The 24,028-nt window shown below is 39.8% G+C and carries 22 protein-coding genes and 1 pseudogene; 11 read left to right on the top strand and 12 right to left on the bottom strand.

Annotated elements, in window-relative coordinates:
• Window positions 1–88 precede the first annotated feature (88 nt).
• The 11 genes and pseudogenes from ACRCA4_RS13050 to ACRCA4_RS13000 all read left to right on the top strand — a co-directional run bounded on the left by ACRCA4_RS13050 (window position 89) and on the right by ACRCA4_RS13000 (window position 5,859).
• The gene (locus tag ACRCA4_RS13050) at window positions 89–499 is read left to right on the top strand and encodes a hypothetical protein (protein WP_007991288.1); all 411 of its coding nucleotides are present in this window, start codon (window positions 89–91) and stop codon (window positions 497–499) included.
• Window positions 500–682: 183 nt separating this feature from the next.
• Window positions 683–964, top strand: coding sequence for a type II toxin-antitoxin system Phd/YefM family antitoxin (locus tag ACRCA4_RS13045; protein ID WP_433189363.1), 282 nt, complete (start codon window positions 683–685; stop codon window positions 962–964).
• Window positions 961–1,254 carry a type II toxin-antitoxin system RelE/ParE family toxin gene (locus tag ACRCA4_RS13040; protein WP_433189360.1) on the top strand — a complete coding sequence of 98 codons (294 nt, stop codon included), beginning with the start codon at window positions 961–963 and terminating at the stop codon, window positions 1,252–1,254. Before ACRCA4_RS13045 ends, ACRCA4_RS13040 begins: the two co-directional genes overlap by 4 nt.
• Before the next feature lie 174 nt (window positions 1,255–1,428).
• Window positions 1,429–1,728 carry an IS66 family insertion sequence element accessory protein TnpA gene (gene tnpA / locus ACRCA4_RS13035; RefSeq protein WP_433189357.1) on the top strand — a complete coding sequence of 100 codons (300 nt, stop codon included), beginning with the start codon at window positions 1,429–1,431 and terminating at the stop codon, window positions 1,726–1,728.
• Window positions 1,725–2,084, top strand: coding sequence for an IS66 family insertion sequence element accessory protein TnpB (gene tnpB, locus ACRCA4_RS13030; RefSeq protein WP_132583005.1), 360 nt, complete (start codon window positions 1,725–1,727; stop codon window positions 2,082–2,084). Before tnpA ends, tnpB begins: the two co-directional genes overlap by 4 nt.
• An 84-nt stretch (window positions 2,085–2,168) precedes the next feature.
• Window positions 2,169–3,017, top strand: a pseudogene (gene tnpC, locus ACRCA4_RS13025) (IS66 family transposase); the annotation flags it as partial.
• A gap of 106 nt (window positions 3,018–3,123) precedes the next feature.
• On the top strand, window positions 3,124–3,219 hold the full coding sequence (locus ACRCA4_RS13020) for a hypothetical protein (RefSeq protein ID WP_433189369.1): 96 nt from the start codon (window positions 3,124–3,126) through the stop codon (window positions 3,217–3,219).
• Between the two features lie 237 nt (window positions 3,220–3,456).
• A complete protein-coding gene (locus ACRCA4_RS13015) occupies window positions 3,457–3,741 on the top strand; it encodes a hypothetical protein (protein ID WP_433189353.1) in 285 nt (94 codons plus the stop codon).
• 88 nt (window positions 3,742–3,829) lie between these two features.
• On the top strand, window positions 3,830–4,060 hold the full coding sequence (locus ACRCA4_RS13010) for a hypothetical protein (RefSeq protein ID WP_433189350.1): 231 nt from the start codon (window positions 3,830–3,832) through the stop codon (window positions 4,058–4,060).
• Between the two features lie 50 nt (window positions 4,061–4,110).
• Window positions 4,111–4,554 (top strand): VOC family protein, encoded by a 444-nt coding sequence (locus ACRCA4_RS13005; RefSeq protein ID WP_433189347.1) that lies wholly within the window; start codon window positions 4,111–4,113, stop codon window positions 4,552–4,554.
• A gap of 456 nt (window positions 4,555–5,010) precedes the next feature.
• Entirely contained in the window at window positions 5,011–5,859 is an 849-nt protein-coding gene (locus ACRCA4_RS13000) for an MBL fold metallo-hydrolase (RefSeq protein ID WP_433189344.1), read from the top strand.
• 105 nt (window positions 5,860–5,964) lie between these two features.
• Here ACRCA4_RS13000 and ACRCA4_RS12995 read toward each other — a convergent pair whose 3' ends face one another.
• From ACRCA4_RS12995 to ACRCA4_RS12940, 12 genes are all read right to left on the bottom strand, one after another.
• Entirely contained in the window at window positions 5,965–6,369 is a 405-nt protein-coding gene (locus ACRCA4_RS12995) for a ribonucleotide reductase subunit alpha (protein WP_433189341.1), read from the bottom strand.
• Window positions 6,370–6,476: 107 nt separating this feature from the next.
• The gene (locus ACRCA4_RS12990) at window positions 6,477–7,682 is read right to left on the bottom strand and encodes an HPP family protein (RefSeq protein ID WP_433189338.1); all 1,206 of its coding nucleotides are present in this window, start codon (window positions 7,680–7,682) and stop codon (window positions 6,477–6,479) included.
• A gap of 200 nt (window positions 7,683–7,882) precedes the next feature.
• Complete coding sequence (locus ACRCA4_RS12985; RefSeq protein WP_433189335.1) at window positions 7,883–9,472, bottom strand: methyl-accepting chemotaxis protein; 1,590 nt, start codon at window positions 9,470–9,472, stop codon at window positions 7,883–7,885.
• A 229-nt stretch (window positions 9,473–9,701) separates the two neighbouring features.
• Window positions 9,702–11,960, bottom strand: coding sequence for a nitric-oxide reductase large subunit (locus tag ACRCA4_RS12980; protein ID WP_433189332.1), 2,259 nt, complete (start codon window positions 11,958–11,960; stop codon window positions 9,702–9,704).
• Between the two features lie 391 nt (window positions 11,961–12,351).
• Complete coding sequence (nrdD, locus tag ACRCA4_RS12975; RefSeq protein WP_433189330.1) at window positions 12,352–14,160, bottom strand: anaerobic ribonucleoside-triphosphate reductase; 1,809 nt, start codon at window positions 14,158–14,160, stop codon at window positions 12,352–12,354.
• Window positions 14,161–14,178: 18 nt separating this feature from the next.
• A complete protein-coding gene (gene nrdG / locus ACRCA4_RS12970) occupies window positions 14,179–14,631 on the bottom strand; it encodes an anaerobic ribonucleoside-triphosphate reductase activating protein (RefSeq protein ID WP_433189327.1) in 453 nt (150 codons plus the stop codon).
• 298 nt (window positions 14,632–14,929) lie between these two features.
• Entirely contained in the window at window positions 14,930–16,132 is a 1,203-nt protein-coding gene (locus ACRCA4_RS12965) for an alginate export family protein (protein WP_433189324.1), read from the bottom strand.
• A 191-nt stretch (window positions 16,133–16,323) separates the two neighbouring features.
• Entirely contained in the window at window positions 16,324–17,091 is a 768-nt protein-coding gene (locus ACRCA4_RS12960; RefSeq protein WP_433189321.1) for a peptidylprolyl isomerase, read from the bottom strand.
• A gap of 101 nt (window positions 17,092–17,192) precedes the next feature.
• Window positions 17,193–17,882: a respiratory nitrate reductase subunit gamma gene (narI, locus tag ACRCA4_RS12955; protein WP_433189318.1), complete on the bottom strand. Its 690-nt coding sequence runs from the start codon at window positions 17,880–17,882 to the stop codon at window positions 17,193–17,195.
• Between the two features lie 10 nt (window positions 17,883–17,892).
• On the bottom strand, window positions 17,893–18,633 hold the full coding sequence (gene narJ / locus ACRCA4_RS12950; protein WP_433189315.1) for a nitrate reductase molybdenum cofactor assembly chaperone: 741 nt from the start codon (window positions 18,631–18,633) through the stop codon (window positions 17,893–17,895).
• Window positions 18,634–18,638: 5 nt separating this feature from the next.
• Window positions 18,639–20,174, bottom strand: a complete 1,536-nt coding sequence (gene narH, locus ACRCA4_RS12945) for a nitrate reductase subunit beta (protein WP_433189312.1) — start codon at window positions 20,172–20,174, stop codon at window positions 18,639–18,641.
• 17 nt (window positions 20,175–20,191) lie between these two features.
• Window positions 20,192–23,908 (bottom strand): nitrate reductase subunit alpha, encoded by a 3,717-nt coding sequence (locus tag ACRCA4_RS12940; protein WP_433189309.1) that lies wholly within the window; start codon window positions 23,906–23,908, stop codon window positions 20,192–20,194.
• Window positions 23,909–24,028: the final 120 nt, after the last annotated feature.

Genomic DNA, 24,028 nt, shown 5'->3' with positions numbered 1-24,028 from the left:
TATGCCTAAAATAGTCATTAGTATAATATCTAACATGGTGCACCTTTTGCATTAATATCAAATATCTATTAATACATGAGGAATTAATATGAATATTTTAAATGTAGGGCAAAACTATTCCATTACGACAGCAGCTAGCGGCAATAAAATGCCGACTGAATCTATTGCTGTAGAAAAAAACATAAACCAAAATAATTCACAACCTACAAAGATTGATATGAGAAACATATCAATTGATGAAATTAATACATTAATTAAATCAGGGGAAAGTGCTTTACTTGATGTAGTGCCATTTATACCATTAAATGTACTTGAACAATATAATAATGATCCCGAAAAAATAGGTAAAATCAAAGTAGACTTAATTGGGCAAGTTGAAAAATCTATAGATTTTAAAAAAAGCATTGGTGAGAATACTGACTTTTTATCAGGTGTTTTAAGTAAATTTAAAGATCTTGACGGTAAACAGTTAAATGGGAAGGTTGATATCTTAGCATAATACGGCATATAACAAGACCTTCAAACGGACAAAAAACAGTTTGCTGTTTTCACTTCGTTCAACATTTTAGCAAACAATTTTTTGCCGCTTAAGGTGGCGTTATAACTCAAAATCAAAGCCTTGTGCTACTCGCAAGTTTTAACTATACTTTGTACCATATAGAGTACAACTAAAGGTGTCGTTATGAGCAGACTTCATTTTGATCAGGATATACAACCACTTTCAGATTTTAGGGCTAGTGCAGCTTCTTTTATTCGTCAAGTTAACGAAACAAGAAGACCTATTGTTATAACACAAAGAGGGAAAGGGGTTGCAGTCGTTGTTGATGTTGCTGAGTATGAAGCCATGCAAGAAAAGATAGAGTTACTTGAAGAAGTACAAAAAGCAGAATCTCAACTTTCTGCGGGTCTAGGTGTATCTAGCTCAGATGCTAGAAAACGGATTTTACAGAGCATTCAACCTTGAAAGTAATTTGGTCTCCTTTAGCAATAGAAAAGTTAGAAGTAATCGCTAAGTATATTGCTCTTGATAAACCGTCTGCCGCAGACAAATGGGTAAATGACGTTTTTGACCGTACAGACTTGCTTTCTTATCAACCAGAACTAGGTCGCGAAGTACCAGAGTTATTAGATTCAAACTACCGTGAAGTCGTTTTTGGTAATTATCGTATTATTTATAAAGTTGGAAATGAGGTAAATATATTAACTGTACGTAATAGTCGTCAGCTTCTAAGTTCGGATAATATTGAGTTATAACAAGCGCTTCAAACGGAAAAAATACAGTTAGCTGTTTTCACTCCGTTCAACATTATAGCCAACAATATTTTTCCGCTTAAGCGGGCGTTAGAGCGTAAGCGTCTAGCAAAGTGCACCTACCAGTAACTCATCAAATCTCTTAGTCTATTTCCTCGTTTCAATGAGGAGATAACCATGAGGAAATCACGTAGCCTTGAGCAGTGGCGCAACATTATCGAAGAGCAACAAGCTAGCGATTTAACGATTGCTGAGTATTGCCAACAACATGCTTTATCAAAAACCACGTTTTATGCCACAAAAAACAAACTGAGTGCGTCATCGGGTCATTTTATTCGTGCCAAAATCACCAAACAAATCGACGTTATCGAGCAGCAAAAGCCGTTCACTCTTGCGATTGGCAATGTAACGCTCAGCTTGCCGACAACAACCTCCGCCACCTTCCTAAGTCAATTATTACACGACCTTGCTGGATGAAAATGTTCGTTAAACCCGACAGTATTTACTTGCACCGCGATGTCGTGGACTTTCGAAAGTCTATTGATGGCCTTGTTGCTATCGTTGAAAGCGAGTTAAAGCGCGATGCCTATACTGGCGCATTATTTTTATTTTGCAATAAAGCCAAAGACAAGCTCAAGTTAGTGTACTGGGATAAAACGGGTTTTGCTTTGTGGTACAAACGATTAGAAAAGGATAAGTTCAAATGGCCCAGCCAATTAGATAAGCTGGAATGTGAACTCACCGAGCAACAACTTGTTTGGTTATTATCGGGGTATAATGTGCTTGGTCATCAAGCATTGCGCTATCAGTCTGATCTAGAAGAGATCGAATGACGAGTCAACGATCATTGCCACCACGCCAATCATTATCTGCTCTGCCAGCAAGAAAATACGAGTAAACTCTGCTAGATTGTGGCCATGAAAATTGATGCCCACTCATTACCAGACGACCCAGAGCAACTCAAGCGTATGCTGCTTGAGTTGCGCCTTGTTGTGGCAAAAAAAGACGAAGAATTGGCTAAGAAAGACGCACATATTCATGAATTACTTGCAGCCTACAACGCCAAGCTTGCCAAAGAATACGCCAAGAAATCAGAAAAAATGCCAGGCGCGGGTGAAGTGTTCAATGAAGCGGAAGAAACGCTAGATGAACATGATAAAGCGCTATTAGCGGCGTCTCCCGCCGTAAAGAAAGACAAAGCCAAGCCTAAACGCACCCCACTGCCAAAGCAGTTGCCCAGAGTTAACGTGGTTGTTGACCTAGATGATGAGGACAAAATCTGTGATTGCTGTCAAAGCCCCTTGCACAAAATGGGTGAAAGCAGCAGTGAGGCCTTAGAGCTTGTGCCGGCGCATATCAAAGTGATTAAAACCATTCGCCCTAAATATACCTGCCGCCACTGTGAGCGTGAAGGTGTTGAAAGTGCGATAAAAACCGCCCCGATGCCCGCAACGGCCATAGCAAAAAGTATCGCGACCCCCAGTTTGCTGAGTCAAATAATCACCTGTAAATACCAGTTTGGCTTACCACTTTATCGCCAAGAAACACTGTTTGCTAACATCGAAATTGAATTGAGTAGACAAACCATGTCGAGCTGGATGTTACGTTGTGCACAACTGTTGTCCCCCCTGTATCAACGCTTAAAAGAGGTGTTGTTATCTCAAGCGGTTATTCATGGTGATGAAACCCCGTTACAGGTGATTAACGCAGATAAAGCAACAAGCTATATGTGGGTGTATTGTTGTGGTGATGATAGGGCAGTTAAAGGCCGTAATAGGTCGAAAAAACTGGCTGTTCTCAAACACCAGCAAGGGCGCACATGCCAGTGCCATACTGTATAGTCTTGTTGAAACCGCAAAGGCCAATGATATTATGGTGCATGACTATATCTCAATGTGCTTGCAATACCTTGCTAAGAAGCCTGACAATATTGACAGGCTTCTACCATGGAATATTAAACACAGCTAGGTGCCGTTAGCTAGACGCTTACCTTCAATATAAGCAACTTCAAAGAACTCTTTGTGAGTATCTAAGCCAATAAAACTTATGTTATTGTTAAGCATGTTGACCTCCAGTATTGTATGACTTAACAAATACAGTATGGCTCTGGTTGTAAAACTAACCTAGGTTCTAGAAGGTCAGCACCTAGTGGGGGAGTCATTATTTCTGTGTACGATTATCGATAAAGTCTATCAAGGATATATTATGAAAAACGTTGTTGTGGTCTATTTACTCGCTGAACTTACTCCAGGCTCTCCAGATGCCGAGAGCCTAGTTTTTTCCTATGAAGATGGTGCTTATTTACCAAAGTTGGGAGAGTTTGTTTATTTTGGTGATTCTAGAATTAAATTTCAAATAAAAGCCAGGGAGCACTTTTATATAAATGATGACACATTAAGAATTGTTTTTCGATTGGATTCTCCTAAGCAAGTAGATGACGCTACCAGAAAAGCTTTGCATGCACCCTTAACTCAAATGAAAAATTTATAATACTAACACATATGAACCTTCTGGGAGTTAATAGGTAAAGCGAGTAAGTCCACACTGAATTAATTTAGTAATTTATGAGAGACTAATTATGGCTCCAAAAAAATGGACCTATTACTTATCGAAACTTACATTACTCGATGAGATTCTAGGTTTTATTTACTGGGCGCTTGCTAGTTACGGTATATTTCTTATTGCAGGCTATATTGAAAGCCAAATTGCTATGATCTGCGCTTTTTTAATTTATATCATTACAGTAGCTTTTTTTTACATTTTCATTTCAAAAAAAGTTAAAAAATATATTAACGAAGATTCAAATTAAATGTATAACAAAACGCTGGATCTGGAAATATTACGCGCTGGGAGGCATTTGTGAGCAATAAAATTAATTATTTTGCTTTGGTATTATTTGTTTTATCTGTTTTATTTCAAACCACAGTACACGGCAAGGAGAAGCATATGTCAGGGCCAGCGCAAAACGGTGTTCTTATTTATTCTAGTGATTTGAGCAACCTATCAGAATTTTATGAGAAGCTTTTTGGCATGCGAGTTGTTCGCACGACCAATGATTTTATTAACTTGGAAACGAATGGTTTCAACTTAATCATTCATGTACCACCATTTGATATGCCGACTAAAGTGTTCAGCCCAATTAAGCTTTTCCTTACGGTAGATGATATCACTATTTCTAGAGAAGAAGCTGTGAAATTAGGTGGCCAAGCATTCGAAGGCGAGTGGAGCAATCCAATATTTAAAGTGTCAAACATCGCAGATCGTGATGGTAACCATATTCAAATTCGTCAATTTAATAAATGATAAAAAGTATGTTATCCATCAGCAAGATACTTTGCTTAATCTGTCATCATGGTTGCCAGGCGATAGCCTGCAACAAACACAGGGCTCTCTTATCTTACTCTCAGTGAGTGCCTGCTTATTTCAGCATCCTTGCTGATAGCAGGGGCACCAGACATTCATCGGTTAACCTATTGCTGGCACTATTCAAGGCGACGTGTTTAAAGCCAGTTAGTGGGTGTCCACACATCTAGCCAAAATAAGCTCTGTTAAACCATAAATAGCGCTTCGTCACATCACTGAAAATCAAAATTCACAAAGTTAATGTATTAATTAATAAATGTTGCAAAAAAATGTCGCTAGGGGCAAAGTTATAAGCATTACTAAATTGATAAAGCAATGAGTAAATGGCTATAAGTAAGTTCTTCTAAAACTTGTTCGCTTTTGATGAAAATCTTAATTTTTAATAGGAGTTAAATCATGAGATTAAATAAATATGCAATATTGATTGCAGTTTTCTGGGTTAGTTTTACTTATGCGAACCCTTTGCAACAAGTAAGGGATTTTACTAGTGAGCAGTTATCCGATAATTTATTTGTCTTAAAATCAACAGGTTCAAATACTAATGTAGGGATTTTTATGGGTGAGACATTTATCTTACTAATTGATCCTTTTGTTGGTAATGCAAATAATACCAAGCTGGTGAGTGCAATTAGAAAACTATCAGATAAACCTATTAAATATATCATTAATACACATAGTCATAGTGATCATATTGGTGCTAATTCGTTTTATATCGAACTTGGCGCTGATGTAATTTCGAATAGAAACGGGCAATTCTATTTTAATAATGAGCTAATTTCCTCCGAAGATAAGTACACAATAGATGTAGGGAATGAAAAGCTAGATCTTTTGCATTTTATATCTCATACCACTGATGATGTGATAGTTCACTTTCGCAAAAACAACATTATTTTTATGGGCGATACATATATGCATGATACATATCCCCATGCCTATGCAGGCGGAAGTAAAGGCCAATTTGAAGTCATAAATAAAACATTATCACTTTCTAATGATTCAACAAAGTTAATAACAGCGCATGGACGTTTTCTGACAAAAAAAGCTGAGTTTTTATCTTTTAAAGAGAAATCTGAATTATGGTATGAAAAAATCAATGCGTTAAATGAGCAGGGAGAATCTATGGAGGTTATCGTGAGAAATGAAGAGTTAATCAACATTAGCAAAATGTTTAGACCTTTTTCTCTTGGCTACTTTGAACAACAGGTAAGAAAAACAGTGGTGGCAGAGCGTTTAATCTCGAAATAAATAAGCAAATTATAGGCTTTTTTGTCAATAGTTAAAACAGTTATTCTGGTTAAGGTTGGGACGAATGTATTCGCCCCGATCAGATTAATTACAGAATTTCAGCTGTTAATATAACGCGACTAATTCACCGCTTTTATTGAAGGTTAAAAACTCTGCAATCATGCCGTTTTGAATTTTTTCCATCATCATTTTTAACGGTTGTGCGGCTTCGTCGCTGTTGGGAGCAAAACCACCGCGGCCACCTAAGGCAGCTACAAAAGCGATATCCCAATCTATGCCGGTATGGGTAGATTCTTCAACCAGCACTGAAAAGTCTGCAATTTCTTCCGGTAATTTATCAACACAAAGCACAGGCGCTAAAGTGCCACCTTGTTGCTGGGCAAACCTTTGCTGTTGCTCTTCAGTGTAGCCTTTAGGTAATTCGGCTTTGGCAAACACAAACATTAAGCGTTGTGGTTCAGTTTGAGCGTTTGCTTCGCGGATTAAGTCGGCATAAGATTCAATGTTCATATTTAACAAGCTCTATAACTATTTTGTTTAGTTTATCAAACCTATTTGTGGTTTACATTGACCATCTTGGGGGGGAGCAATCTAACTATTAATAGGTAGATTGTTTGTTAAGCGCTAACGGGCTGACTATTAACAACTTGATGACTAAATAATGCCGCAATAATATCAGATTGGGTAATAATACCCACTAGCTTTTGCTGGGCATCTAACACTGGAATATGGTGTAAACCTTGATCTGATAATATAGGCACTAGTGCTGCTATATGGTCATCCTCATTTACCACTGTAAGCTTAGTAACCATAATTTCTTCTACTCTGCGTTTATATTGTTTGTTGTGTCTGCTTTTAAGTAGCAAATTATTAAGGTGGCGTAATAAGCCCCAATAATGTGGCACTTTTAAATTCTTTAAAAAATCTACGGTTGCTACTACGCCTAGTAACTGGTTATTACTATCTGTTACGGGCAGCATGCTAATTTTATGTTTACGCAGTAATTGCCAAGCGTTAGCTATGGCGGTGTATGGGGTTACCGTAATTAGATCGCGAGACATGATGTGGTGGCAACGAATTTCACCACTTTTACGCTGATAGGCATTAAGTTGTGCCTGATGATATAAGCGTTCTAAATCTTGTTCGCTAATGTCGATAACAGTATCAAAACTATTAAGGGCACTTAATAGGTCTTCAGTTTGTAAGCCTAACCGTTTTAGTGGTGACTTATCATGGTGTAAATGCACGGGATCAAATTTTTGGGTTGGCTTTTGTAAACCACGCCTTAATAGCACTTTATTTAGTAAAATTGACACCGCCAACATGACAAATACACTTAAAGCGACTGGATAAAGCAAAAAGTCATAGCCTAAAGCGGTATCGCTGGCGGCAATAACAGGTACTAAAGCGGTTGCGCCACCCGGCGGATGCATGCACTCAAAAATATACATCACAAAAAGTACTAAGCTTATGGTCACCGCAGCCATTAAGGCTAAATCAGTAAACAGATGCGAACACATTAAGCCAATGCTAGCAGATATTAAATGACCGCCAACAAAAGACCATGGCTTTGCCAGAGGGCTATTAGGTAAGCCAAACAATAACACAGACGATGCGCCCATAGAGGCAAGTAATACTACCGTGCTAGCAGCATCAGCCAATTGCATACAAGTAAAAGTGACCACAAATAAAGCGATAAAAGCCGCTAAAGCCACTTTTAAACGTTCTATTAATGGGATAGCAGATAAGCGTTGGCTATCTTGCTTTATTAGCCCTAACTGTGCAGCCAGCGTAATAAAAATATTTTTAGCTTTAGTTTGCAACTAAGCATCCATGTCGTGTTAAAAAGGGCGTGAATTATAATAAGTTTAAAAAAAAGACACCACCGTTGATACGGTGTTGTTATATACGATTTATATCTAACTTATCACGTAAAATAAAGCTCTAGCCGCCAAAGTACCGTGCCCAACCATAACCAACGTTTAGCCTAAATTATCCAGCTGTCAGTTATACTCAGAATTTTTCAAAATACTTTAGAGGATTTTGGTATTTCAACTGTTTTTTTCCAGAAAAAATGGGTAAGCAAATTGAATTGCTTACCAATATTTTGCAGTGAGCTTGCTTGTTGCTCACTGCTTTCGCTTTGGTGTCTTGTGTCCTCAGCAAGATCACGAATGTGGTAAATGCTTTGATTAATACTTTCAGCTACTGCCCCTTGTTCTGATACTGCCTCGGCAATTTGTTCATTGGCAATAATAGAATTAAGGGTGTTTGTACTAAGTTTGCTAAACTGCTCTGTCAGCTCAGAAATAGCACTAACACATTCTGCTGTTTGTTCAGTACCTTGTTGTAAAGCTTTACTGCTTTGTTGGGTGCTTATATCAATTAAATCGCTTATTTTTGCTATCTCGTTGACTGAACGTTGGGTTCTATTTGCTAATTGTCTAACTTCATCTGCCACTACGGCAAAGCCGCGCCCAGCATCACCAGCCCTAGCTGCTTCTATTGCTGCATTTAATGCTAATAAATTAGTTTGATCTGCTAAACCAATAATTACATCTAACACACTTCTTATTTGTTGGCTATTTAAAGTAAGAGTTGCGAATTCGGTTGATGCTAACTGAAGTGTGCTATCGAGTTTATGTAATTTTTCGGTGGTTTTTTGCGAGTATTCATTACAAAGGATAATGCCTTTTTGTAATTGATCACCACTTTGTGCATTGTCACGAGCGTTGTTTGCAACATCGTTAATACTAGCTGCCATTTGATGCATGGCAGTGGCTAATGACTCTGTTTCTGTAAACTGTTGCACCACGTTATTACGTAACTGCTGCATTTTTTCTGTAATCAATTGGCTAATATTATTTACTTGCTCTGACACAAAGCGCATTCTGCCAGCTAATGCTGCAGTATCGCTTTGCTTGCTTTGTATTTGAAAATGAAAGTTAGCCCCAAGATGACGGCTACCTGTATATATATATTGAATAGCTTGACTGGTAATATCGTTAGCTACAATAGGTTTTTTATTTACAGGATTAAGCAGCTGGATACCAAATACAGTCGTGACGGCAAGAGATAACATTAATAAAACTAAGTTAATAATATTATTTAAATTAACGAATGATATAAATAAGCTTGTTAACAAAACAGGTAAAAGTGTAATTAATAATAGTTGTAAAAATGAAAAACTAACTACGCGAGGGGTTTTTCCAGCATTTAATTGTTGATATATTAATTCTGCCCGAGCTATTTGTTCTAAAGATGCTTGGCGACGAACAGATTGATACTCAATAATTACCCCATCTTTATAAATAGGTGATACATAAGCATCTACCCAATAATGATCACCGTTTTTACAGCGATTTTTAACAATACCGCGCCATGATTGACCACTTTGAATTGTTTGCCACAAGTGTTTAAAAGCAGAAGCCGGCATATCTGGATGACGCAGTATCTTGTGGCCATGGCTTATTAACTCATTTTCAGCATAGCCGCTAATATTAATAAAATCTTGGTTAACCGAAGTGATACGACCTTTAAGATCAGTTGTAGATAAAATATTAGCATTTTCATGTACCGGAATATTTTTTTGAGTAACAGAACGTGTTTGCATAAAAAAGCTCGAATGATCTATAACGAATGTTAACAGTAACAGGTGTTATTTAATTCTACACTGCTCTTCAAGAGATACTCATAACAGGCTATAACGCAGTAAAATAGGTAGTTTAGTAAGGTAAATTTTACGTTTAGGGTTTAATGTAACGCTATATATGGTTTTGGATTATTCAAATATAAAAAAGCACCACAGCAAAGCTGTAGTGCTTTTTATTCGTTTGTTTAACTTAGTTGCTAATTTGCTTAGCTGCTTTAGTGTCAAATACGCCTTTAACAATTTGCCAGCTTACCGCTAAGGCACCTATGATAAAGACCACGTCACCTATAGTGCGCACCCAGCGTAGTGTATGCAGTAAATCACTTTGCATAAAGGCTTCACTTCGTGCATACCATAAGCCTTCTGTGGCACTAGCATAAAACTGGATAAAGCCTATTGGTAATAAACTCGTGAATAGCATTAATACTAAGCCCACGTTTAACCACCAAAATGCGGTCTTCATTAGCTTTTCGTCAAACTGCAACTGCGGCCGAATGTAGCGCAATATTAATAAACAGAAGCCTAAGGCTAAGAAACCATAAACACCAAATAATGCCGCATGCGCATGAGTAGGCGTGGTGTTTAAGCCTTGAATATAATATAGCGCTATAGGTGGGTTAATCATAAAGCCAAACACGCCTGCGCCTAACATATTCCAAAATGATACCGCGACAAAAAACATGAGCGGCCATTTTAAGTCTGCCATCCAAGGCGCACGGTTTTTCATTCGCCATTGCTCAAAAGCTTCATAGCCTAACACCACTAAAGGCACCACTTCTAAGGCACTGAAAGTTGCCCCAACGGCCATAACCGGTGTAGTCGTACCCGAGAAATATAAGTGGTGGAAAGTACCAGGAATACCACCTAGCATAAACAGTGATGCCGAGGCTAAGCTTGCGCTAGTTGCCATAGTGCGTGATACCAAGCCCATACTATGGAAAATAAAGGCTAAAGATACAGTAGCAAACACTTCAAAGAAGCCTTCTACCCATAAATGAACTACCCACCAGCGCCAGTATTCCATTACCGATAAGTTAGTCCGTTCGCCGTAGAATAAACCGGCGCCATAGAACAAACCCACACAGATAACCGAAGCACCAAATAAAGCTAATAAGTTTTTATCACCAGGCGCTTTAAAGGCGGGCACTATGGCGCGTAGCATTAACACTAACCAGAATAAAATGCCGATGTATTTAATGATTTGCCAAAAGCGACCAATATCAATGTATTCATAACCTTGATGGCCAAACCAGAAGCTATATTCATGCGGCATAATTTGCATAATGGCAAAGTAGTTACCGGCGAATGAACCTGCCACTAAAACCACTAAGGCCCAGAATAAAATATCTACGCCAAGCTTTTGGAACTTAGGATCTTTACCGCCATTAATAATAGGTGCTAAAAATAAACCTGCGGCTAAAAAGCCTGTCGCAATCCAGAACATAGCCGCTTGTAAGTGCCATGTACGGGCTAGGCTGTAGGGTAGCCATTCGGTTGTATTTAAACCATAGAAACCATCACCTTCAACGGTATAGTGAGCAGTAAAGCCACCTAAGAACACTTGCAGGGTAAATAGTGCAACTACCACTACAATATACTTGCCCAACGATTTTTGTGAGGGGGTAAGTTTAAGGTTAGCTATAGGATCGAACTTTGGTGACACCGGCTCTTCGTCATCGTGTTTGCGTAAGAATGCCCAAGCCCAAACTAAGGCTCCAACACCAGCAATTAATAAAATAATACTAATTAAAGACCAAATTAAATTTTCAGCTGTAGGCTTATTATCAATTAACGGCTCATGGGGCCAGTTGTTGGTATAAGTGGCTGCATTTGGAGTACGCTCAGTTGAAGCCGCCCAAGCCGTCCAAAAGAAAAACTGTACCATTTGCTCTCTGCGTTCTAGTGAAGGCAGGGTGTTGTTTTTCATTGCATAGTTAGCACGGGTTTCGCTTAACGACGGATCATTACCAAATAATTTAATATAGTGATCAGCAGTTGTTGCAATGGCCTGTATACGGCGACTTGACAGCACTAGGGTGTCAGTGGCTTTATCATAAGTGTTAATACGATAAGCTTCTTTTAACGCAAACTGTAAGCCATTTTGCTCAGCTGGCGTTAAACTGTCATAAGCTTTGTTATATTGATCTTGAGCGGCAAGCTCTAACCAAGCCAGTAATTCACGATGTAACCAATCTGCAGTCCAATCTGGTGCTTGGTAAGCACCATGACCCCAAATAGAGCCTAGCTGCATCCCCCCGACAGATTGCCAGGCAGTTTGACCATCTAAAATACTTTCATTGGTCATTAATACCTTACCGTCTTGGCTAACTACTTTCGCCGGAATAGGTGGAGCAGAGCGGTAAACTTCTGCACCAAAATAACCCAGCACACCAAAGGTAATTGCTAAAACGGTGATTAATACCCACCAGAGTTTACGATATCCAGCCATAATCCCTCCAAAAACTACTTACAAAGCGCCAACAAGCCATTTAAAACTCCTATTATTGTAATAAAGCATTAGATAGCTATCTAATGCTCTAGTAACAATACAAGAGTTAGGCCAGTTTTTAACTTTTTGTTTTTAATGTAATTTTAGTTATGGTGCTTGTGATTGGGTTTTTTTTACCTATTAATGTTTGGGTTTATTTAACCGTTAGGGTTATTTTTACCCTAAATGGTGAGGCGCTAAATATCTCAAGAACTATTCTTCTGGTTTATACTGCTTTTTGGCTAGAAAAGACTAGGTTAAGATAATTGGCATAAGGCTGTCAGATTTAGTTAAATAGTAAATCTGACAGTTTTAGTAAAGGCTTATCTCCTTGTTTTATTAACGTTTTTTCTTAGTTAGAACGGTGATAATGACGTAGTTGGTGCTCTACTCGGCGGCCTTTGCTAAAGGCGGATACGCGTTTTAAGTAACCTATAACGCGTGTGCCGTAGTCTATATCTGCACTACCACAGCTAGAGCAACTGGTTAAGGTGCGTTTATCTATGGCTTCACAGCTATTGCAAATGGTAATTTTAACGTTGACGCAAAAGTAGTTACAGCCAGTTTGAGCGGCGATAGTTAATAATTGGATATAACCTGCTTTATCCAGCTTTTCTTCTAAATTTAAATGTAGCGCTGAGCCGCCATCTAAGTAATCTAGTAACTGGCGGCCATGTAATTGAAACTTATCTAGGGTGTTACAGTTGTCGTCTTCTACTACATAAAAATACGAGTTATAGCAGTCACGATTAACTACATAGCCGTCATTTTTATCCCAGTTCGCGTTTTTAACGCCTAGGTTTTCAGCTGGCACAAACTCGGTATTAAACATATAGCCATATTCAGCTTTGGCAGCCTTGTTGGCATCAAAGATAATTTTTAAGTTCTGTTGCACAAACTCAATGTAGTGCGGGTTGTTGTCTGCAACTAGGCCTTGCGATTCTGCCGCTTCAACCATGCCGTTTATGCCTATGGTTAAAAATTGCTTTTCTAATGAGATAAAACCAGCGTCATATACTGTTAATAATCCAGCGTCTTTATAGTCTTGCATTAACTGACGATAGGCGACTTGGTATTTATGAATTTTGCTAACTTCTGTGGCTAAATCACGGCCATCTTGAATTAAACGATTCATATTAATGGTAATAACATTAATAGAGCCTGTGGCCACGCCACCTGCGCCTAACGAGTACGAAAAGGTATTATCGCTAATTTCACTGCGTAAGCGACAGCATGAGGCTAACGAGTCGGCATTGTCAGATTGATAAACAAAAAACGAGCTGCCCTGGGCTAAATGCTCGGCTATTTCGTTAGCAAATAGCTGATCTTTACATTTACCGTTATCTGTTAGCATAGCAACGGTTACAACAGGGAAGGTTAAAATGGTTTTTTCACGCTCTTGGTTAAACCAAGTTAAAAAGAAATTTTGTAAGGCGCTAACAGAGTGCCATTCTGGTTTTATAAAGCAGTCTTTATCAGCGCTGTCTTTAACCATGTCAGGAAATACAAAGTCGCCAAACATACTTTCAAAGTAGTGCTGATCGTAAATAGAGATATTCCAAAATACACTTTGATAACCCCGTGCCGCTGCCGGTTGGTTTAAGGCATAAACCACATGTTGTAAGTGATTTTCAATTTGTTTGCGGTGAGTCGTTAAGTAATTATCGCCATAATCTTTACGGGCAAAATGATCAAAGTAAGTTAAAAACTCTACTGTGGCAACAGCACCCGCAAATTGGCTGCTTACAGCAAACACAAAGTTAACAAAACAGCCGCAAAAAGACTCTAAATGCTTAGGCGCTTGTGACTCGCCGCCTAGCTTTGTTAAGCCATCTCGTAAAAAGGGGTACATAGTGACAGATACGCAGTATGGTTTTAAGCTGGTTTCATCATGAACATAAATTTCATGATCTTTAATTTGTCGCTGATATTCTTGCGCTAATTCAGCGCCAAATAACTGGCTAATTTTATTGCTAACTAAGCTGCGGTTTACTTGAATAAAATGATCTTTCATCAGCTCTGATTCTAAAGTCGCAATATTTTTTTGCGTTACATTAGCATTAGCATCTAAAGTCGAGCCATCAGCTGCATTTTCTGCCTGTAAATACTGCTTGATAAAGTTAAGTTTTTGCTGAAGTTGTAGTTCATTAAGCGCAATCATTAGTATATTCCTTTGTCATTATTGCTTTATAAAACGGTGGTTTAAGCACTCACCGTTGCGTAAATCGATAAAACGTTGATTCGTAATTGGGCTATTTAAGCCACCCAGTTCGGGCCGCCATGGGCCTGTTTTTAAATAAGTAAGTTGCTCGCTAACTAAATTTGGGATCTTGTCTAAACCGGTGTACAAGCATGTATGTAGTTGATGTTGGCGTACTAATTTTAATAAGCTAATTAATTTTGTTGGTTGCCATTCTCCGCCTAAAAACAACACGCAACTAATTAACCCTTTATACTGTTGTAAACGTTGCTTTAAATAGCTTTCAGTAAGCTCAGTGCCTGAATGCGCAGGCCAGCTATCTACGCTATGGCAGCCTTTACAGCCAAGTTGGCAGCCAGTAATGGTAAAGGCTAATGACACTTCACCTGGCACCTCTTGAAACACAATTTGTTCAGCACTAAAGTTAAACATTTAGGCCACCTTTTACTTTATATGGTGTGTTATTTTAAATTTGACACTATATGTTGTGGTTAAGCTTAGGCTGAGTAGCGTTTTATAGATTGATCTAGATCATGTTTTTGGCAGGCTAAATTCACTGTCTGCTGCAAACAGGCATTAGTTAAGGTTTTATTACCCCGTTGTAGGTAGTGGCTCTTTATCAGCAGACAATAAAAAAGCCGCAGTGTTTTAGAGCTGCGGCTTTTTTATAAATGGATTTTATACAAGCTGTCTATATAAGCGACTTAAACAGACAGATTTGCCTAGTTAATTACTCTAAGTGATAACTCAACATAAACCAGACTTTAGTGGTATCAACTGCAAAGTCATTAGCGTCATAGTGAGCTAGTTTAATTAAGCTGGCTAAACCATTACCGAACTTATAGCTTGCGCTTAAATTCCATTCGTCACCGTAGTGCTGATTACCAGCATCACTGTCAAACCTGTGCCATGCTAGATTAAGCTTAACAGCTTGTACTGGTACGCTTAGTTGCAACCAATGATCGCGTAAACCAGTATTAGGGGTATTCAAAAAAGTATCAGTAAAGCCATGAAAGGCATGTAAAGTTGCTAGCGGAGTTTGGAAGGCGCTAGTGCCATTACCGGCTAAGCGCTCTTGGCCAGCTTGTACATTAAAATGTTGTTGCTGCCAGTTAACACTAACTCTATGGTAATGATGCTTGTAATCTATAGCGGCATTATGCTGATCTTGTTGCTGCGCCAAGGCTAAATGCCAGCTTAAATTAGGTACTTGGCTAATGCTGCCTTGATAATCTATACCTAGGGTAATACTGCTGCGTGCTGCCCAGTTGCTGAAATCTAAGTCATACCCATACGCACTTAGCTTATGTTGTGGGTGCAGTTGCCAATTAATTAGTGCTGTATTAAAGCTACCGTCTTGGTCTGCTGCTGCGCCTTTGGGACCAAAAATGCGGTTAATGTTATAAAAATGACCAATTTCAGCGCTAATGTTTTGTTTAAAATTGTGCTGCAAACGGTAGCCATCAAAAGTTTGTTCGTTTTGCCGCCATGCTACACCGCCTAAAAAACGCTGATTTAGATGATTTACTTGCTGCCGACCCGCAGTAAAAGTAGTACCGGCAGTGCTTTTATAACGGATAAAAGCTTGATTAATATCAGTACCTTTGGGATCAGCAATAACACTATATTGGTTATTACCGTTTACTGTGCTGTTGTAGTGGTCATTACCAATTAGGCTAACATTGTCTAGTTGAATAAAGCCACTAAAACCAGAAACAGTACCAGACTGTATATTTAAGCGGCTTTTTAAAGTTGAGCCTATAGCCTCATCAAGTAAGTTATCTTGATCAACATATTCCAATCGATAACGAAAATCAGCGCTAAGATTAGACTCCTTTAAGGCTTGGCTTAGTGTATTAGTAAAATCATTAGCATAGCTGGTGTGAGACAAAGCTGTGATTACAGATAACGCGATGAGATTGCATGTTTTCATCAAATAACCCTTTTTGGTAAGAAACCTTAGGCAATTTTAACTTTTAATCAGCTTTTTAATAATTAGGACAAAGAGTTACTTACTAGAGGGTAGTCAAATAACAACAGGGGGTAGATATAAAAAACGAGCTAACCAGCTCGTTTTTTATCGTTAAATATCAATGATATGTTGGTGTTTAATTATTTACAGTTTTATTGCATAAGGGGCGAGTCAGATAAATTAAAGTCATAGCCTTTAATTTCTGCATTAGTAATTAAGGTGTGAATATATTGCGCGACAGCTTTACGGCGCACTTTTTCATTTAAATATTCTGCTATTTTTTGTTGTACTGCGCTAAAGGGCAGTAAATTACCTGCTACTTTTCGGGCAATATGCACAACATGAATACCATAGCGGCTTTCAACCCCTTGCGGCATTAACCCTGGCTCGGCAGTGAAAATTTGTCGTTCAAACTCGGGAACAGTTTGGCCTTTACTAATTTGGCCTAAACTACCACCGGTTTCTTTAGATGGGCAAATAGAATGTTGTTTAGCTAGCTGAGAAAAATTTTCGCCTTGTTGTAATTGGTTTATTAACTGTTCAGATAATATTTTCGCTTCTATTCGCCCTTTATGATCTTCGGGAGCTGCGGCTAATAAAATATGGCTAACTTCTAATAAAGGCGAACTATGAAAACGTTGCGGATTTAAGTTGTAATACTGCTCACATTCTTCATCAGACGCTGTTGGAATATTCACTTCTTGCTCAATTAGGGCGTCTAAAAAGTTGTCATCACTGGCGATGTTAAGTTCACTTTTAACTGTTAGTCCTAGTGCTTTTGCTCGTTGGCGAAATAACTCTCCAATAATTAATGACTCTGCAGCTTTTAATATAGCGGCACGTTTGTCAGGAGCAGGGTGATACTGTACTTCTGCCATCACCGTCGCTTCAGGTATGGTGGTTTGGTTAACTTGGATCATATTAAACCTCTATTGGCTTCTATAGAGTCGGATATAGCCAGACAGAGTTACTCTCTGTCTGGCTGATACTGCTCTTAACATTAATTTTTGAGCATGGTTAATTAGCGGACAAAACGTTGGCGTACAATTTGGTGCTTACGGCTAATATATTGCACCGGTACACTTAACATATGCACTAAGCGACTAAATGGGAATACCACAAATAAGGTCATACCCAAGAAAACGTGTAGCTTAAATATCCAATGAACACTGCTTATAGCTGCCACAGCAGCTGTGCTATTAAAGGTCATAGTATTTTGCGCCCAAGCCATAAGTTTTAGCATTTCTGTCCCATCCATATGACCTAAAGATACGGTAATAGACAGTAAACCAAGAATTAACTGAGCATAGAGTAAGAATAAAATGACAATATCCATAGTATTGCTAGTGGCACGAACTCGCGGGTTAAATAAGCGGCGTTTAATTAATATGGTTAATCCATAAAAGCAAATTAAACCAAATATACCGCCTGCTACAACCGCAATTACTTGCTTCATACCGGGTGTGATGCCAAATAAGTGCCATACACTGGCTGGCATTAATAAGCCAACGAAGTGGCCTAGGAATATACCAATAATACCAATGTGAAATGGAATACTGCCTTGGCGTAATTGTTTCTTTTCCAGCATTTGGCTAGAGCCAGTTTTCCAAGTGTATTGTTCTCGGTCATACCGGATCCAGCTTCCAATAAACATTATCGCCATGGCAATGTACGGATAAATACCAAAGGCAAACAAATTAAGGTGTGCCATTTTTTGCTCCTTAAGCGCGTGAGTTAGCGGCTTCTTTAAATAATTCAGTGCCCAGCTCATCAGTGCTAAGCGGTACGTATTGATCTTTGCGCTGCTTCTCGCTGGGTTTATTGCCGCTACCACAGGCTGAATCAGTTTGATTATTGCCCATAAAGGTAACCATTTCTTCTTCCCACACTTTGTCTAACTCTTTGGCGGTATCATCACGCTTCTCATTAGCGATTTGCGCTTTGATATCACTTAAGTCGACTTCTGCATTAGATAACGCTAGAAGGGTATGGAATAAGGTGGCATAGCTAGTTTCTCGTTGCTCGGCGCGACACGCCAGTACAGCAAGAATAGGGGCTATTTCTTCTAAACCAATTTGGCCATTTACTTCACCTTGAGTAGATAAAAATTCAAGGTAAAGTGGAATGTAGTCGGGCAGTTCTTTCATATCTAAGTCAAGCCCAGCTTCTTTATATTGGTTTAGTAAATCAACCATAGCTTGGCCACGATCGCGTGACTCACCATGAATATGCTCAAATAACAATAATGATAATGAGCGTCCGCGTTCAAATAAGCCGTCGTATTCAGACTGCCAATCCATTAAGTCGCTGTTACAACGGGTTGTGATAAAGTCACTTAGCTGCGCTTTTAACTCTGCATCAATATTTGCGTTAGCTACAACCTCAAGTAAGTCTTGTTTCGCTGCAACTAACGCCTCTGTTGGGTAATCTAATAGTAGCGATATAACCTGAAAAATTTTCATTTGCTTTAATCCTTAATTTCAACAGGAATAACTTGGCGTACCCCTTTAGCTTTAGTACCAAATAAGTTAACGCCGTTGTTACCATCGCCACAGCCATTACCAAAACTAAAGCCACAGCTGCTTTTTAGGTCATAAGCATTTTCAGCATAGGCGCGATGACTAGTTGGAATAACAAAACGGTCTTCATAGTTAGCAAGTGCCATATAACGGTACATTTCTTCTACTTGTACTGGTGTTAATCCCACTTGAGTTAATACATCAGCGTCTTCAACACCATCAACTTGCTGAGCACGTTTAAAAGCACGCATTGCAACCATGCGTTCTAATGCTCGAGCGACAGGGGCTTCATCACCTGCGGTTAACATATTAGCTAAGTAACGCAGTGGAATACGCAGCGATTTTACGTCTGGAATTTCGCCATTCATACCAACATGACCAGCTTGTACAGCCCCTTGAATTGGTGACAGTGGCGGCACGTACCACACCATAGGTAAGGTGCGATATTCTGGGTGTAATGGTAAGGCAACCTTCCAATCCATTGCCATCATATACACAGGAGAGCGCTGGGCTGCGGCTATCCAATTGTCGCCAATGCCTTCGGCTTTAGCGGCAGCAATGACTTTTGGATCATGTGGATCTAAGAAAATATCTAGCTGGGCTTGATATAAATCTTTTTCGTTTGGCGTATTAGCCGCGGCTTCAATTTTATCAGCGTCATATAACAGCACACCTAAGTAACGAATACGGCCAACACAGGTTTCAGAACAGACTGTCGGTTGCCCAGCTTCAATGCGAGGGAAGCAAAAAGTACATTTTTCTGATTTACCGGTTTTCCAGTTGTAGTATATTTTTTTGTACGGGCAGGCCGATACACACATCCGCCAGCCACGGCATTTATCTTGGTCAATTAATACTATGCCATCTTCATCACGCTTATAAATAGCGCCAGATGGACAAGCTGCCACACAAGCAGGGTTTAGGCAGTGTTCGCATAAACGAGGCAAGTACATCATAAAGGTCTTTTCGAACTGACCATAAATGTCTTTTTCTACTACTTCGTTAAAGTTGGTATCCACTTTACGCTTGGCGAACTCAGTACCAAGAATTTCTTCCCAGTTTGGACCCCATTCGATCTTTTCCATCCGTTTACCGCTAATAAGTGAACGCGGACGAGCAACTGGCTGATGCTTTAAGTCACCAGCTGTATGTAAATGTTGATAGTCAAAATCGAACGGCTCGTAATAGTCATCTATTTCTGGTAAATCTGGGTTGGCAAATATATTAGCTAAAATACGGCGTTTACCCCCAATTTTTAGCTCTAATTTGCCTGCTTTATTGCGTACCCAGCCGCCATTCCATTTATTTTGGTTTTCCCACTCTTTAGGAAAACCAATACCAGGTTTTGTTTCTACGTTATTAAACCAAGCGTATTCAACACCTTCACGCGAGGTCCAGACGTTTTTGCAGGTGATGGAGCAAGTGTGGCAACCAATGCACTTGTCTAAATTCAGCACCATACCAATTTGGGCTCTAACTTTCATAATTACTTACTCCAACCTTATTTTGTATCTAACCAGTCAACGTTGTGCATTTTGCGTAAGACAATAAACTCATCGCGGTTACAGCCTACAGTGCCGTAATAGTTGAAACCGTATGCTTGTTGAGCATAACCTCCTATCATATGGGTTGGCTTCATTACGGCTCGAGTGACCGAGTTATGAATACCACCTCGAGTACCGGTTTGCTCACTGCCTGGAATATTGACGATACGTTCTTGAGCGTGGTACATCATGCTAGTGCCTTCAGGTACTCGCTGTGACACAACTGCGCGTGCTGCAATTGCACCATTGACGTTGAACACTTCAATCCAATCGTTATCTACTATGCCTGCTGCTTGGGCATCAATTTCACTGATCCAAACAATAGGGCCACCACGGGATAGGGTTAGCATTAATAAGTTGTCTGAATAGGTACTGTGAATGCCCCATTTTTGATGCGGTGTTAAAAAGTTCAGCACTATTTCAGCATTACCATTGGGCTTTTTATTTAATACCGGCGCAACCGTCTTTAAGTTGATAGGTGGCTTATAGCTACAAAGTTGTTCGCCAAAGTCACGCATCCATTCATGGTCTTGATAAAACTGCTGGCGGCCGGTAATAGTACGCCAAGGAATAAGCTCATGAACGTTGGTATAGCCGGCGTTATAAGATACATGTTCATCTTCTAAACCAGACCAAGTTGGGGATGAAATAATTTTCCGTGGTTGTGCGACTATGTCGTTAAAGCGGATTTTTTCATCTTCTTTTGGCAAGGCTAAATGGGTATGGTCGCGGCCGGTAAACTCACCTAATGCTTGCCAAGCTTTAACGGCAACCTGACCATTGGTTTCTGGCGCCAAAGATAGAATCATTTCACAAGCATCAATGGCGGTATTAATTTTGGCCATGCCTTTATTAACACCTTCAGCAGTGTGGGTTCTATTTAGCTTACGAAGGAAGTCTACTTCGTCTTTAGTATCCCAGCTGATACCTTTGCCGCCGTTACCGACAGACTCTAGTAGTGGGCCTATAGAAGTAAAGCGAGCATAAGTATTAGGGTAATCACGTTCAACAATATTAATGTGCGGCATGGTTAAGCCAGGAATAGCTTCACATTCGCCTTTCCACCAAGCTTTAACGCCGTAAGGTTGGGCTAGCTCTGCTGGGGTGTCATGATGCATTGGGGTTGTGACTACATCAGTTTCAACACCTAAGTGTCCTTCACTGGCTTTTGAGAAGGCTTTTGCAATACCTTTAAATATTTCCCAGTCGCTACGCGCTTCCCATACAGGATCGATAGCTGCTGTTAATGGATGAATAAACGGATGCATATCCGAGGTATTCATATCGTCTTTTTCATACCAAGTTGCAGTAGGTAATACGATATCTGAATACAAACAAGTAGTAGACATACGGAAATCTAATGTAACCCATAAATCGACTTTGCCTTCAGCACCGTCATCGGTCCATTCTACGTCTTGAGGTTTGTTACCACCAAAGTTACCTAAGTCTTTACCTAGTAAGCCATGCTTAGTGCCTAGTAAATGCTTAAGCATATATTCGTGGCCTTTACCTGATGAACCCAATAGGTTAGAGCGCCATACAAACATATTGCGTGGGAAGTTTTGCGGATCTTCAGGGTTCTCACAAGCAAACTTAATAGTGCGATCTTTTAATTGCTGTAATACATAATCTTTAACCTCAACACCTGCAGCCTTTGCTTGTGCTGCTAACTTTAATGGGTTAGTGCCTAACTGGGGTGCAGAAGGTAACCAGCCCATACGTTCGGCGCGAGCGTTATAGTCGATAATACTGCCGGCCCATTTATCTTTATTGGCTAAAGGAGAAAGGATTTCAGTCATATTCAATTTTTCATAACGCCATTGGCTAGAATGGTTATAGAAAAATGAAGTACCGTTCATATGACGCGGTGGACGCTGCCAATCTAAACCGAAGGCCAGTGGGGTCCAGCCAGTTTGCGGACGTAGCTTTTCTTGGCCAACATAGTGCGCCCAGCCACCACCACTTTGACCAATACAGCCACACATCATTAACATATTAATTAAGCCACGGTAATTCATATCCATGTGGTACCAGTGGTTTAAACCCGCACCAACAATAATCATTGACCTACCGCGAGTTTTATCGGCGTTGCGACCAAACTCGGTGGCTATGCGAATAACGTCTTCAGGTTTAACGCCAGTAATAGCTTCTTGCCAGCCTGGAGTATAAGGAATATCGTCTAAATAACTTGTTGCGCGGTTAGGGTCGTTAACTCCGTTATCAACACCGTAATGCGCTAACATTAAGTCGTATACTGTGGCGACCAAAGAGGTTGAGCCATCAGCTAACTGCACCCGTTTAGCTGGGATTTTGCGCATTTGCACATCGTCATGCGATGTATGTTGGAAGTATTTATATTCATGTGGCGCACCACCAAAATACGGGAAGCCAACATCGGCAAATTCATCGCAATTGTCTTTTAAGGACAGCTGCAACTCTACAGTGCCATTTTTATCTTCTTGTTGTAAGTTCCACTTGCCTTTTTGGCCCCAGCGATAACCAATAGCGCCGTTCGGACTAGTTAAGCTTCCATCTTGATTAATGGCAATGGTTTTCCAGTCTGGGTTGTTTTCCTCGCCTAAATTGTCAACTAAATCGGCAGCACGTAAGAACCGACCTTGTGATAAACGGCCTTCGCTTTCTTCTAACATAACTAACATCGGCATATCAGTATAGCGACGTACATAGTCAGTAAAGTAGGAGCTTGGATTATTAACGTGGAATTCTTTTAAAATAACGTGACCAAATGCCATGGCTAAAGCCGCATCAGTGCCTTGGCGCGGTGCTAACCAGGTATCACCAAACTTTGATGCTTCAGAGTAATCTGGTGTAATAACGCAGGTTTTGGTGCCTTTGTAGCGTACTTCAGTTAAAAAATGCGCATCAGGAGTACGTGTTTGCGGTACGTTTGAACCCCAAACAATAATGTAATTAGAATTATACCAGTCAGCTGATTCAGGTACGTCTGTTTGTTCACCCCAAACTTGTGGTGATGCAGGAGGTAAATCACAGTACCAATCGTAGAAGCTTAAGCAGTTACCACCAATTAATGATAAATAACGCGCCCCGGCGGCATAAGACACCATAGACATGGCCGGAATAGGCGAGAAACCCGTTACGCGGTCAGGGCCATATTCTTTAGTAGTATATACGTTAGATGCAGCAATTAATTCATTTACTTCATCCCAGCTTGCACGAACAAAGCCACCTAAACCACGGCGCTCTTTATAGCTTTTTGCTTTAACTGGATCGGAAACAATTGACGCCCAAGCTTTAACTGGATCTTTATGAATGGCTTTAGCTTCACGCCATAATTTCATTAATTGCTTACGCATTTTTGGATACTTTAAGCGGTTAGCGCTGTAAATATACCAAGAGTAACTTGCGCCTCGTGGACAACCCCGTGGCTCATGATTTGGTAAGTCTGGGCGAGTGCGTGGATAATCAGTTTGCTGCATTTCCCACGTTACTAGGCCATCTTTGACGTAAATTTTCCAGCTACATGAGCCTGTACAGTTAACGCCGTGTGTTGAGCGCACAATTTTGTCATGCTGCCAGCGTTGGCGATAACCCTGTTCCCAGGTTCTGTCTTCATTAGTGGTAATGCCGTGGCCATCGGCGAAGGGCTCTTTGCGCGTTTTAAAAAAGCGCAATTTGTCTAGAAGGTGGCTCATGGTTAACTCCTGGTCTTATCTTGCATATAGGCAATCTTTGTTTTGATATAGCTACTATAGAAATTACTACCGAATAATGCTTGATATAGATCAAGACAGCTAGTGGCCTAAGTTGTTGTT

This window comes from Rheinheimera sp. WS51 (genome assembly GCF_050936095.1).
In the GTDB taxonomy this organism is placed as follows: Bacteria; Pseudomonadota; Gammaproteobacteria; order Enterobacterales; family Alteromonadaceae; genus Alishewanella.
Note: the sequence above shows the minus strand (reverse complement) of the source record. Positions and strands in the feature narration are given on the sequence as shown.